The following is a 13,795-nucleotide window of genomic DNA, read 5'->3' as shown; positions in this document are numbered from 1 at the left end:
TTCAATTTGAAGACCAGTGTCTCTAGTCATCAAGATATTGTTGTTGACTTATATATATCCAGGAAACTCATAATTTATTAATTAAAATAACCATTTTTTAAGTCCGTTTCAAAATCATCAGGCCAATGTGTGCGGTATAATCCGTATCGTTTCTTTATGGTATTCCTTTCTATGGTTATCCATACCTGGATGCCTACTATTTGGTTTGGGTCATAGCTTGAACCATTTTCTACTGTTATTTTGAATTCATGTTCAGATAATCCATTTCTATGCAAAATGTTTTTAATATCTTCTTTTATTACGTCTTTTTCATTATACATGATGCTATTCCTCACACTCCTACTTAAAGGTAAGTATAGTCTGTCAATTCTTATAATTTTTTTGAAGTGGGTTATTGTAAATGAAATATCAATATGGACTCCCCTACCGGCATATTGTGCTATATTTTTACAGTAACAAGTCATTAAAGAGAAAATGACAATGAACGTCACAGAAAAGATAATCCAGGAGCACCTTCTTGAAGGAAAAATGGAACCCGGAAATGAAATCGCTTTAAAAATGGATCAAACATTGTGCCAGGATGCAACAGGAACTTTAGTGATGCTTGAATTGGAATCCTTTGGTTTGGAACGAACTAAAGCTGAAATTTCTGTTCAATATGTTGATCACAACTTAATTCAGGAAGATAACAAAAACCCAGATGATCATCTCTTTCTTGCAAGTGCGGCAAAGCGTTTTGGAATTTATTTTAGCCGACCTGGAAATGGAATTAGTCATGCGGTACATATGCAACATTTTGGTAAACCAGGCAACACATTAACCGGGTCAGATAGTCATACCTGCGCTGCTGGATCTCTGGGAATGATTGCCATTGGTTCTGGTGGCTTAGAAGTTGCAATGGCTATTGCAGGTTATCCGCTTTACATAAAAATGCCTAAAATTTTAGGTATTCATTTAACCGGAAAATTATCCAGGTGGGTGAGTGCCAAAGACATCATCCTGGAAATGTTGCGTCGTTATGATGTCAAAGGCGGAGTAGGTTATGTCATTGAATATTATGGGGATGGCTTAAAGCATTTAAGCGCAATGGATCGCCATGTAATCGCCAATATGGGTGCAGAATTAGGAGCGACAACGACAGTATTTCCTTCAGATGAAATCACAAAAGAATTTTTGCGATCTCAAGGGCGCGAAAAAGATTGGCTGGAAATAAAATCAGATAAGAATGACTCTTATGATAAATATGATGAAATTGATTTATCTAAACTTGAGCCACTCATTGCAAAACCAACTAGCCCAGGCAATGTTGTACCGGTTGACAAAGTGGCTGGCGAAGAAATTTATCAGGCTTATATCGGTTCATCAGCTAACCCAGGCTACCGTGATTTTGCAATAGCTGCCGAGATGGTGAAGGGGCGAACTGTTCACTCCAATGTTTCATTTGATATTAATCCAACGTCTCGAACTATTTTAGAAGAGTTAATTCGAGATGGCCATTTAGGGAACCTGGTTCATGCAGGTGCTCGTATTCATCAGGCGGGATGTAATGGGTGTATAGGTATGGGACAAGCTCCAGCTACTGATAAAAACAGTTTACGAACCGTACCAAGAAATTTTCCGGGTCGTTCAGGAACTAATGAAGATAAAGTTTTTCTTTGCAGTCCTGAAACAGCGGCAGCCTCTGCATTAACTGGTGTCATTACAGATCCCCGAACTTTGGATATACCCTATCCCGATATAAAGTTGCCACAAAAAAGAATTTTGAATCCTGCAAATTTTGAAAAACCTTTACCATTGGAAGAAGCCAAAAAAATCAAATTGATAAAAGGACCGAATATTGTTTCATTACCTGAATTTGAGCCAATGCCCAATTCATTGAACATTCCTGTATTACTCAAAGTAGAAGACAATATTTCCACTGATGAAATTTCACCAGCAGGAGCAAAAGTTCTTCCATTTCGCAGTAACATTCCGCAAATTAGCCAGTTTACTTATATACACGTCGACCCTGATTATGTGAGTCGTACCAAAAAATATACTGAAGGTCATGTGATTATCGGTGGAGAAAACTATGGTCAAGGCTCCAGTCGAGAGCATGCTGCTTTAGCCCCTCGTTATTTAGGTTTAAGAGTTGTTATTGCAAAGAGTTTTGCTCGTATTCATTGGCAAAATTTAATTAATTTTGGAATTTTACCGTTGGTTTTTAAAAATCCAAATGACTATGATGCAATTCACTTAAATGATGTGGTGGAAATCAGTGATTTACCGGATATCCTTGACAAAAAATCTTTCAAAATAAAAATAAATGACAAAGAATTGGAAGTACAACAAACCGTGTCCAAACGCCAAAAAGAATTACTTATCAATGGGGGCTTAATTAATTGGGTTAAAAAGGATCTGAAAAAGAAGAAAAAATAAATAATCTGTCTTGTTAAATCTCTAATCCAAGCCACTGTTGGTAATTGAAAAATGTATCCCATCCTATGCGAGTTTGTTTTAGTATATGGCCTATAAATGAAGTTGATTATTAAAGCTATCCTTCCTTCAGGTAAAGGCCATAATTGTTCTGCAGTAAATAGTATCCAAATCTCTGAAGAGGAATGGTCAGCCTTCCTTGACACCCTTTTCAATACGTTCGCCAATTTGCTGGTCGATGTTTTTCCAGTATTTGAAAGCTCTTTCCAGGACCGCTTCGGTGACGCCGTTTTTCAAGTGACCGACGACATTGCTGACTAGCCTGTTACGGGCTTCATCATTCATTACCTTGCGTACAAGTGTATTTGCCTGTCCGAAGTCATTGTCATCCTTGCGGAGTGTATAGGCCTGACGTACAAAATCTCCATGTACTTCCCATGTTGCCAATTCGGGGTTTCTCGAGCTGTCTGCCTTTGGACCTTCCTTGGAGTTGGGTGCGTAAACAGGATCCGAGACATTCTCAACGCGCATTGCACCGTCCTTACTATAGCTGTGAACAGGGCATTTGGGTTTATTAACTGGTATCTGCTTATAGTTCACACCCAATCTTGCACGATGAGCATCAGCGTAGGAGAACACTCTTGCAAGAAGCATCTTGTCAGGACTGATCCCGGTTCCGGGTACCATGTTGTTAGGCTCAAATGCAGCCTGCTCGATTTCAGTGTGATAATCAGTCGGATTGCGATTTAGAAGCAGCTTGCCTACTTTGACTAGAGGATAGTCCGCGTGTGGCCATACCTTTGTGAGGTCAAATGGGTTGATATGGTATGTCTCAGCCTCTTTGAACGGCATAATCTGCATGTACAGTGTCCATCCTGGATAGTCGCCGCGCTCTATTGCTTCGTACAGATCACGGGTATGGTAGTCACCGTCTGTGCCTGCCAGGTGATCTGCTTCTTGCTGTGTCAGAAATTCAATTCCCTGGTCTGTCTTGAAGTGATACTTTACCCAGAATTTCTCACCACGGGCATTCACCCACATGTAAGTATGACTTGAATAACCATTCATGTGGCGCCAGGTTTTGGGGATACCGCGGTCGCCCATCAGCCAGGTCACTTGATGCGCAGACTCTGGTGAAAGAGTCCAGAAATCCCACTGCATATCATGGTCACGCAGGTTGTTATTGGCTCGACGCTTCTGGGAGCGGATAAAGTGCTGGAATTTCATTGGATCGCGCACAAAGAAAACAGGAGTATTATTCCCGACCAAGTCGAAGTTACCCTCGCTAGTATAGAACTTCACTGCGAATCCGCGTGGGTCGCGCCAGGTGTCGGGGCTTCCACGCTCACCCGCCACAGTTGAAAAACGGATAACGACATCCGTCTTTGTTCCAGGCTGGAACACTGCTGCTTTGGTGTATTGACTTACGTTTTCCGTTACTTCAAAGTGTCCGAATGCTCCGCCGCCTTTTGCGTGTGGTTGACGTTCAGGGATTTTTTCACGGTTAAAATTGGCCATCTGCTCGATCAAGTAGTGATCATGTAAAACGATTGGGCCGTTTGCTCCAATGGTCAGAGAGTATTCATCACTTGGTACTGGTATTCCCGAATCAGTTGTTGAGAATTTTTGATTATTGTCCTTGTCCGCCATTCAACTATCTCCCTTAATATTGAAGTCATGAATAGTTATTTTAAGAATAACTGGTGTGACTTATTGTTACTAATTATATCTGTGTAACTTCAGATTACCAGTTTTATAGTAAGTGTCTTGGGGCAAGATCCAATGAGATCACCAAAAAGTAGTAGAACAGGCAGGCACTAATTTAGAAAAAATCCTTTTATCTATGATGAAAAATGGGGTTTCATTAGGCCTCTTGCATAACCTGAATATTTTGCTTTAGTGCAAGGCGTAAAGGTTTCGAGGAGCGGAGTTTACATAGAGTAAAAGAGCACCGCAGAAATCTTTACAACACAGCAATAAAATAAAAGAGGCAGGTTATGCAAGAGGTCTATTATACACCTGAAATCAGGTAGAGCAGACTTCGTATATCCCAAAAAGATCAACTAATAAGGGGAGTAGTTGGTTTGTTGATCATTTAATGCTGCCATCAGATTATCCCTATAAGCTTGAATAAGTCTCGATAAACGTTGCATCTCTTCCTGTCCAGTCTTTTGCGATATAGAGCCTTCCTTCAATTGGCGTACTACCAATTCGCTTTGTGCATTTAAATTTTGAATGATCTTCTGTAATTCTTGAGGTGTTATATGAGGATTTGATTGTTTAAAAAACATAATGGACTCTATTTGAAGTCAATGCAGGTATACTACCTCTAGTTCCTTTCAAGATCAATCTGCCTTCGCTCACCATGTGCTATTGGGAAACGTCCCTGAAATTTTTATTTCCTAATTTCAAACCGATTAATAGCAAACAAGAGTTGAATCAGAGATATGATCAAGATTTTCAAAGTTTTGTTGATCGCTTGATACATTAATCCAAGGTCACACCCAATAATATTCTTAAAGAATCTGATTGTAAATTTTTAGAGTCTGAGTTTTGCGATACAATAAAAACTTGGATTTGGCTGTGTTTCATTTAAGGCTATGCTTGTTCACTTCTGTTTCGTCTGAGTTGTCGGTTTTAGCTTGTAGCCTTTCGGTAAGTAGTAACTGCCAGTCCTCTATAAATTCTTTTATCACATTATTATCTAATTTATGTTGATTAAACTCAAAGGGTAAATAATGAACAAGACCTTCATCCGAGTCATAATAACAGCTTCGCAGTGATGTAGGAATTTCACTGGCAAGGTAAATCTTTTTAAGATAAGAATCCAATATAAAGGCTTCTTTATTCCATTCAGTATAATCATCGGAAGGGGTGTCTAAATCACGATTAATGACCAGGAATATATGATTGTTTTTTTGCCCTTTAACTCTAAAGAGTTCACTTTTAACGTTTTTTTCTAACAAAAATTGCGTATAAAACGCAAATTCATAACAATTACCAGCTCCTTGCGCTTTAATTGCGATATTAAGAATTTTCAATAATAACTTTTCTTTTATTTTATTCCAATCACTCAATTTTGAGTACATAAATTGATTAACTGCTTTACGCGAGCTCTCTACAGATTTAGCATTTTGTTCATATCCTGGAAGTGCTGAAGTCGTTGTTATTATCTCATGTACATCATCTATTGTTGAAATACAAAGTTGTAATAGTTCGGCTAATATTTGCTTTGATGCTAACTCACTAATAACTATATGCTCTTTCTTTCGGGGAGCATCAGACATTAAAAGTGAAACCATTCGACAATTAGATGAATACATAATAATTTTTTTTAAAAACCAAGTGATTTATATTAACACAATTCGATGTATTTTGAAGCATGAGGGGGTGAGGTCATGCAGATGATGGAGATTTGGTTGTCTTACATGGGAAATTTTAAAAATAGCAATAGTTAATTCTTCATGCCGTCATTAATAAATCCTTAATAATAAAATATTAGCCAGCTAAAAAGATTATATTAGTAATTACAAGTCTCTTGCTTTTCTAGTATTTCTATTTTATTTTCAAATACTCATAAAATAATGAGTATCTCCATGAACCATAAAAAGTATCTAGTTCAGATATCACTGTTACTTCTTTTGTTGTTCTCTTTTTTTTCTCAAGCTGCTGAAACGGTATCACAAGCGGATTCCGATGCAGCGAGAATACAAATGCTGGAAAAAGCGCTCGCTCCTGAAACGCCCAAAGCAGTGGCCAGTCTATTTGCCAAAGCTAATAAAACACGAAATGGTGCAGTGCAATTTATGATGTTTTCTGACCCATTAAAAACCAAATATAAAAATGAATGGCCTTATTGGGTATCGGGAACGTCTAGCCCTTGGATCACTTCCTACACGATAGATACAATTGCTCAAAAAACCAATGTCTGGCAATTCAAAATCACTTACCAATGGGCTACAGCGTCAGGGCCTTTTCAACCCCCTATGCTACAAATTATAACTGTTGAACCGGTTTCTAAAGGCAGCAATTCGTCACAAAAATTTTGGATTACTCATTTGGAATAGCGGATCCCCATCAAGTCTGTGTTTACTGAATTACACCTAGAACTTATATTTAGTGATCCTTATTTTTTTACAATTTAGAAGCTATACTAATTTATAAGGGTTTTATCTTTTAGGTTTCAATCCTGTGTTCGAGTTACTAGAAAAACCTAGTAAATACGAGAAAGATAAAAATAAGAAGTTATTTGATAGGTTCAACAAAAAATTAGAGGAATATAATTCCTTAGTTAACCAAAATGCGCCTGACAATTTAAAGATAGCCTTATTACAAGAAATTGATTTTTTTCTGCAAAATTTACAACTTAAAATAGCTGATCCGAATCTAAGGATTTCAGATACCCCGTGTTTAAGAGAAATAATGGCATGGGATATGTCTAAGGCATTAGAGCAGTTAAATATTTCAAGTCTCCCCGGGTTACCTAGAGAAAAGCAATTGTTTGATAAAACAACAGATGCTGGCTCATTGATGACAGAAAAAGAATGGCTAGAAGCTTTAAAAGATTACAAAGTGGAAATAGTTAAGGCTGTAGGCATGGATTTAAAAAATCACACACAACTAACTGATAATATTGACAAGTATTATTCTTTAAAACAGATTCAAACAAAATTGCTAACTGCTATTAATGAACAAGAACTTGATAAAGACGAACTGGAGACCTTCAGAAAGCTATCACTGCAAATCAATACCGAGCTCAGTAAGATAATTAAGCATTCACCCGAACTTAATAAAAGATATGAAGAACATGCCTTTTTAGCTGATGACCTAAGAGAGCAGGTAAAAAAACTTCTTACCAGTAAAGAAGAACTGGCTTTAGCTTTAGAAAAATACGGTAAAGAAGGCAGAGTTAATGAGGAGGATCTGAGACAGAATTTAGAAAAAATACGTGATGGGGAAAAGGAGCTAATTAACATAATAGTACAATTCGGGATGGAAGTAGCCTTGCCTGGTCACTATCAAAGCACCCTCCTGAGTAAAGCAAACAATATGACCTGGAAAATAACGGATAAACGAACAAATGAAGACTTCACTATACGAATAGAAAAACCACTGAGGTATCCATTGCTGGTCAATAAATTAAGTCAATCGGATGTTAATGAATATTTTTCTCAAGATTATACAACCTATTTTTCAACGAATAATATTGTTGTTTCAGAATATGCCGTAAAAAAAGATATGCGTTCCAATCGAAAGGATAGTATTGGTGCTTCAAATAACGACCTCATCAAAGGAGCCACTAAAGATTTAGGGCAAATTGTAGATTTGTCTAAAAAGTTACTGGAAAACGGTGCGATGCATTCTGATATAAAATTATCGAACTTCCTATTGCATGGTGATGGAAGCATGTTCATAACTGATAAAAAAGCACTAATTCCAATAAGCCCTGATGGGAAAATAAACACCAGGGACATCAATACAACAATGGATTATGCGCCACCTGAATATCGTCAAATTGTAGAGAAAGATATTATAGAAGATAAGGATATTAATGCTGAGCAATTTATGAGTTATCAAATTGGATTGGCTTTATACGAGCATTTGGTTTTCCCGGAAGCCGAGGATAAGCCTGGAGTAAAGTTCTGGACGGAACAACCATTAGACTTTAGCGCAGAAGTATTTAAATCCCCATTGGGTTTAAAAATGCAACAATTAATTGAGAAAGCGACGAAAGAGAACCCTGAAGAAAGAATAGGGTTAAAAGATTTTCATAGAGAACTGGAGAAAATTAAACTGCAATCTCAGCAAGAGCAATTACAAGAACAATTAGAAACGAGCATAAACAATTTAGCAGAGTACAAAAAAGATTACGAACAAAGATATAAGAAAAAATATGGCGAAACACAAGAGCCTGAAAGCATTAAGGGCCAAAAAATAAATTTGGCGACAACGTTATTTTCCATAATTCAGTCATCCAATAGTTACTTGGAAAAAGCTAAAGCATTAGAAGATTTTATTAAGGCAGCTCCTCAAGAATTAAAACATAAAAATATTCTTCATAGGCTTATGGGTGGTAGTGAATTTACATTGGTAAAAATGGCCAAAGAGATGCTCGACGTAGTTACCAAATTGCATGAAGCTGAGGCTTCTCTAAGCACCTTAGAAAAACAAGAGAAAGAGGTGAGTGTGCAGCAAGAACCAGAATTTTTAACACCAGAGCAGGATTTGCTTCTAAGTCTCGATGAAATTTCACCGGAAGATTTAGAAAAATATCCTGTTCATGGAAATGAACAACCTGTTTCAGATTCAAGTCTAGGGCATGATAGTAAACCTGAAGAACCTCCAATCGAAAAGCACGAGGAGACCGATAAAAGCTTAATTCTTAATCTAAGTGACGATGAGATAAGTCAATTTAAACAAAAATGTAAATGCTTTAAAGAAAGATTGACCGTTCATAAAAAAGGTAAGGAACTTGAAGAGGTTGATGAGACAGAGAACCTGAGACAGTCGAGATTATAGAAAAATATATCCAAATTAGCCTAAAATAGAAATGAGTCAAATATCATTAATAATTAATAGGTTATTGTCATATAACATGTAAATGCTCAAGCAGAATTATCATGCTCTCTTGTTCTCGGGATCCAGTAATAATAGTCCTCTTCCATAACCTGTTTCTTTAGTTTTATTGCTGCGTTGCAAACGTTTCTGCCGTGTTAAACTCCGCTCCTCAAAACGTTTGCGCCTTGCCTTAAAGCGAAATAATCAGGTTATGCAAGAGGTCTAATGGAAGCTTCATAGATGACTCGAATAAGCTTCAGAACATGGAAAAAAGAAAGGCTACCGCTAATACAAATAGCCTGAAATATGCAATCTACCATTTTGAATTGAATTGACGACTTGTTTCATTGTGATCATCGTCTTTAAAATTTAAGCTCATATCTAATAATTCCTCAGTATACTGCCAAAGCATAGCAGATAAATTTTTATCGTTTGAACTTTGAGAGCCATTTACTAACGCCGGATAACCGGTCAACTCAAACAAACCACCAGGTCCAAAAAACTCGCCTCCAACAATATCTGGATCAAGGCATGCCTTTACAGAACATTGGGCTCCCTCCTTTGCCGTTTGCCCAATTAATTTTTCTCCAGTAGAGAAAAAAAGATATTGCAGGCTAAAAAAATTATTTTTTTTGAGCATATTTGTTTGAACTGATCCAGGGTGCACCGCAATACTTTTTATCGAGGAGCCAGTAGCCCGTAGGCGTCTATCGAGTTCTCGACTAAATAATAAATTAGCCAATTTGGAGTTAAAATACGCTTGGAAAGGGTTATAACTGGAAGAGGGGGGGAAATTATCTGGTTCATGATGTTGTAAAAAAGGGTCGTCAAATGAAATAATACCGGAATGATGACCATAGCTAGTTACAGTGATAACCCTGCCATTACCATTTTTTTCCAATAATGGTAATAAATGTTGAGTTAGGTAAAAATGTCCCAAATAATTTACCTGGAAGGTTGATTCAAAACCGTCTTCAGTAAGGACAAAAGGAGCGTTATTTATGCCAGCATTATTAATTAATAATGATATATCATTATATTGATTTATAATTTTTTCCGTAAATGTTCTAACTGAGGATAAGCTTCCAAGATCGAGGTATTCTATAATTAGTTGTGCTTCTGGTATTTGTTCCAGAATTTTTTTTTGAGCTTCTTGAGCGCCTGAGATATTAAGGCATGCCATCACGACAATATATCCAGCCTTTGCAAGTTCAATAGTGGTTTCATAACCAATCCCACTATTTGCTCCGGTTATTACAGCTATTTTCATTGAAATCCTCTCTGTTTAATCCTAAAAAAAAAATCAATATGTTATCTTTAAAATCACAATAAGTCGCGCTGCAATCTATAGGCTCCTACAAAACATGTCAATAAAGACAAACCAAAGTTGATCTTTAATAGAGCAAACAATCATGAAACAGACATTGGGAAAAATATATTCTTTTATTGAACTATTTGTCTGTGTAGACGTTTGCGTATCCACCAACCTATAAAAATTAATAGTACAAAAGTAACCGTTTGACTGAACCGAAAATAAGAGATAGCTTGTGAAGTATAGGTAGAGCAAATAATTTGAGGAATAAAATAAAAAAATCAGGTATTAGAGAAATCTGAAATTTAATAGGGAGGTATTTTTATGCATTACAACCTGGATGATATTCTTAAATACACTAGAGAAATTCAAATAGCCTGTAATCGAACAGGAGTACCGGCAATTCTCCCGGATAAAGAAAAAAATTGGCTTTTCAATAAAACTTATGTTGAAAAATCTCTTAACGATCTTAATCAAAAACCAAGTAAATACGCTTTCGAAAAATACGCTCAGGCAGTTTGGTTTGCAGCCAAATGGTATCAAGTACTGGATGAAAAATCAGATGAACATACCCAGTTCTTCAACGAGCATATAAAAATTCTTAAAAATGGAGTACGTAGTTTTCTTCCTGATACAAAAATTTTTTCTCCCCAACCTCAATATACATCGGATCACCTAACTCCAGCTGCAATCATTTTTTTTAATAGTGAAGCATTCAAGCAACTTAAAGCCTATAAAGAAATTCTAAAAAACGATAAGAGGAATCATTTTTTTGGTATTCTGGTTGTTAAAGAGAAATATCAAGTTTTAGAAGAATTAATTAAAAATTTAGAATGCCAAAAATCAATGGATGGAATTCAAACTGTTCTTGAACATTTTTATTGGGAAACTGTCAGTAATGGAAAGTCAAGATATGAAATTTTAAATACAGGGCAAGATATTATTACTTTTATTTTGGGAATTTTGGGTCTTAAAAACACAACCACAATCACTTTATTAAACCAGCTAAGTGAGTTGTCCGATAATATTAATGAAAATCCTCCAAATAGTAACACCTTGCAAACTATTACTTGTTAGATTTGCGGCTAGCAAGAAATGACATTTGGGAGCTATTGGTGCGGGCTCAGAGGCCAATTTTAAGGGAAGCAATGGCATGAATTACGATCAGATATTATTCATTATGCTTATAATAACAGCGCTTGCTTTTTTTGTCTCTGGCATTATCCGCTATGATCTTGTGGCTGCCATAACCCTATTACTTGCAGTTGTTCTTGGCTTAGTGCCGATGAAGGAAAGTTTTATTGGCTTTAGTCATACCGCAGTAATTACTGTAGGAACTCTTTTTATTATTAGTCGCGCTGTGGAAAATACCGGTGTTCTTGGTGAGATTGCTTATTATCTTCGGTTAAGGCGTAAAAATATCCCCAAACAAATTTTGGTATTGAGTTCTGCGGTGGTATCGCTTTCGGCATTTATTAACAACGTTGCTGCTGTAGCTCTTATGATTCCGGTGACCCTGAAAATCGCACGAATAAGGAATATTCCCCGCCGAGCTTTGCTTATGCCTTTATCATTTAGCTCTCTCTTAGGGGGATTAATTACTCTTATAGGTACTACACCAAATATTATTGTTTCCGATTTTCGTAAAGATAAGTTGGGCAGTGCATTTCATTTCCTTGATTTTGCTCCAGTAGGCATTGGCGTTGCCATAGTAGGTCTTGTTTTTATTGCTTGGATAGGGTGGCGGTTAATCTCATTAACCACGGATAAGGATAATAAACCCCTTTTGGAAAAATTCACCTTTGAGTTTCGGGTCAAATCAGATTCACCTTTGGTAAACAGCAAAATGACACACCTTATCAAAGAATATCAGGACAGAGCAGAATTACTTGTTGTTTTCAGAGACGATGAAGTTATACGAAAAAATTTGAAATATCTTACAGTTAAAACGGATGATCTCTTGATCGTAGAAACAGACAAATGGACATCTGGAGAACTAACTAGTCAATACAGATTAGTTAGGGAGCCACAATATCAAAAAATGGAATCCATGGATTATTTTCTAACCGAAATTGTTCTTTTACCGCAATCGTTTTTAGAAGCCAAACCGATCAAAGACTTAAATCTGATTGATGCCTATGGCATTGAAATTATTGCCATTTCAAGAAGAAATGCGACATTTACAGAAAGTCTGAGAGAAATTACTCCACAAACAGGTGATGTATTATTGGTGAAATCCGATAGTAAGCTTACTCAGGAAAGATTGCATGCTTTAAATTGTATTGCTGCCAGTGAAAATCGTATTCGTCCTTTCTCAAAAAAAGCAACTATCAAAGTTTTTGGTATATTTTTTCTAGCTATTGCTGCGGTAATTTCGGGTTTTGTACGAACAGATGTGGCATTTTTCACTGCTTCGATCGCAATGATATTGACTGGATGTTTAAGTCTGGATGGAGCTTATCAAAGCATTAATTTACCTATTCTTGTTTTAATCGCTACTTTAATCCCCGTAGGTCAGGCAATGGAAACAACGGGTACAGCCAAACTCATTGCTCAAGGTTTTTATTATTATGGTCATGCACTACCGATTACTATGAATTTATTCATTTTGATTGCTATCTGCATGTTGTTTGCAAATTTTATAAACACCGCCGCAGTGGCATTAATTTTTTCTCCCATTGCTTTAATGATTGCTTCAGACTGGAGTGCCTCTCCTGATCCCTTTCTGATGGCAGTGGCTGTAGGGTCTTCTTGTACATTCATTACGCCAGTGGGGCATCAGGCAAATACCCTTGTTCTCGGCCCTGGTAATTACCAATTCTCCGATTATTGGCGAATAGGTTTGCCTTTAACTTTTATACTGGCAGTTACTGCGACTTTGTTAATTCGTTTGTTTTGGCCCTTTTAGCTTAGTTGCCTCATCTTAGATTGAAAGTGCTGCTCCTATTTCCAGACTCTCTGTTGGCTTTGCTATAATAACAAAATATATTGATCAGTTTGTTGAGAAATAGGGATGTTGATTATGAAATTATTAATAAAAAATATTTTTTTCATTCTAATACTGTTTCACTTTTTATCTACCCTACATGCCAGCAGTACTGACCGTGATTCTAAAGTAATTCAATGGGCTCAACAAACGCTAATAGATACCTTATCTGTGAGCTACACTACACAACCTCAAGATTTTGCACTTATTCGTGAACGTTATTCTGTTAATGCCTGGAATGGACTAACGGAGTTTCTTGGCGGGGCTATGAAGACTATACGTACCGAACAACTAACTCTTAATCCTGTTCTTCAGGGAGATCCTCAAATTCTAGCAACTGGAAATTTCTCAGGCATACATTATTGGGTCTTTAGACAATCCGTAGTCATAGAGGAAATGAAAGTAGAATTGTCATTTACTTTGACGATCCTGGAAAGAGATCCCTTAACAGGATACCCATATGTAGTTCAAAGTTTAAGTATTTTTTCAGATAATTTATAACTGAGAGTAGTTATACTAGACTG

Annotated in this window: 11 protein-coding genes; 6 read left to right on the top strand and 5 right to left on the bottom strand. The window is 36.7% G+C overall.

What is annotated here, in order from left to right:
• Positions 1 to 77 precede the first annotated feature (77 nt).
• On the bottom strand, positions 78 to 320 hold the full coding sequence (locus ACZ5EK_RS10290) for a hypothetical protein (RefSeq protein WP_464429418.1): 243 nt from the start codon (positions 318 to 320) through the stop codon (positions 78 to 80).
• Between the two features lie 160 nt (positions 321 to 480).
• On the opposite strand from ACZ5EK_RS10290, the gene ACZ5EK_RS10285 reads away from it, so the two are divergent.
• Positions 481 to 2,418, top strand: coding sequence for an aconitate hydratase (locus ACZ5EK_RS10285; RefSeq protein ID WP_464429416.1), 1,938 nt, complete (start codon positions 481 to 483; stop codon positions 2,416 to 2,418).
• A gap of 186 nt (positions 2,419 to 2,604) precedes the next feature.
• On the opposite strand, the gene ACZ5EK_RS10280 is transcribed toward ACZ5EK_RS10285, so the two are convergent.
• The 3 genes from ACZ5EK_RS10280 to ACZ5EK_RS10270 all read right to left on the bottom strand — a co-directional run bounded on the left by ACZ5EK_RS10280 (position 2,605) and on the right by ACZ5EK_RS10270 (position 5,702).
• On the bottom strand, positions 2,605 to 4,065 hold the full coding sequence (locus ACZ5EK_RS10280) for a catalase (protein ID WP_464429414.1): 1,461 nt from the start codon (positions 4,063 to 4,065) through the stop codon (positions 2,605 to 2,607).
• Between the two features lie 413 nt (positions 4,066 to 4,478).
• Positions 4,479 to 4,706, bottom strand: coding sequence for a hypothetical protein (locus tag ACZ5EK_RS10275; RefSeq protein ID WP_464429413.1), 228 nt, complete (start codon positions 4,704 to 4,706; stop codon positions 4,479 to 4,481).
• 297 nt (positions 4,707 to 5,003) lie between these two features.
• Positions 5,004 to 5,702, bottom strand: a complete 699-nt coding sequence (locus ACZ5EK_RS10270) for a hypothetical protein (protein WP_464429411.1) — start codon at positions 5,700 to 5,702, stop codon at positions 5,004 to 5,006.
• A 309-nt stretch (positions 5,703 to 6,011) separates the two neighbouring features.
• On the opposite strand from ACZ5EK_RS10270, the gene ACZ5EK_RS10265 reads away from it, so the two are divergent.
• Together ACZ5EK_RS10265 and ACZ5EK_RS10260 are read left to right on the top strand one after the other, a co-directional pair.
• Positions 6,012 to 6,482 carry a hypothetical protein gene (locus ACZ5EK_RS10265; RefSeq protein WP_464429410.1) on the top strand — a complete coding sequence of 157 codons (471 nt, stop codon included), beginning with the start codon at positions 6,012 to 6,014 and terminating at the stop codon, positions 6,480 to 6,482.
• A gap of 124 nt (positions 6,483 to 6,606) precedes the next feature.
• Positions 6,607 to 8,934: a hypothetical protein gene (locus ACZ5EK_RS10260; protein ID WP_464429409.1), complete on the top strand. Its 2,328-nt coding sequence runs from the start codon at positions 6,607 to 6,609 to the stop codon at positions 8,932 to 8,934.
• 352 nt (positions 8,935 to 9,286) lie between these two features.
• Here the strand turns inward: ACZ5EK_RS10260 and ACZ5EK_RS10255 are convergent, their stop codons facing one another.
• Positions 9,287 to 10,243 (bottom strand): SDR family oxidoreductase, encoded by a 957-nt coding sequence (locus ACZ5EK_RS10255; protein WP_464429408.1) that lies wholly within the window; start codon positions 10,241 to 10,243, stop codon positions 9,287 to 9,289.
• A 366-nt stretch (positions 10,244 to 10,609) separates the two neighbouring features.
• On the opposite strand from ACZ5EK_RS10255, the gene ACZ5EK_RS10250 reads away from it, so the two are divergent.
• From ACZ5EK_RS10250 to ACZ5EK_RS10240, 3 genes are all read left to right on the top strand, one after another.
• Complete coding sequence (locus ACZ5EK_RS10250; RefSeq protein WP_464429406.1) at positions 10,610 to 11,362, top strand: hypothetical protein; 753 nt, start codon at positions 10,610 to 10,612, stop codon at positions 11,360 to 11,362.
• 76 nt (positions 11,363 to 11,438) lie between these two features.
• Positions 11,439 to 13,193, top strand: a complete 1,755-nt coding sequence (locus tag ACZ5EK_RS10245; protein WP_464429405.1) for an SLC13 family permease — start codon at positions 11,439 to 11,441, stop codon at positions 13,191 to 13,193.
• Between the two features lie 114 nt (positions 13,194 to 13,307).
• Entirely contained in the window at positions 13,308 to 13,772 is a 465-nt protein-coding gene (locus ACZ5EK_RS10240) for a hypothetical protein (protein ID WP_464429403.1), read from the top strand.
• The last annotated feature ends 23 nt before the right edge of the window (positions 13,773 to 13,795 follow it).

The sequence above is a fragment of the Legionella sp. JM-2024 genome (assembly GCF_055389095.1).
The sequence above is the reverse complement of the archived record's forward strand: the minus strand, read 5'-3'. Positions and strand labels throughout refer to the sequence as shown.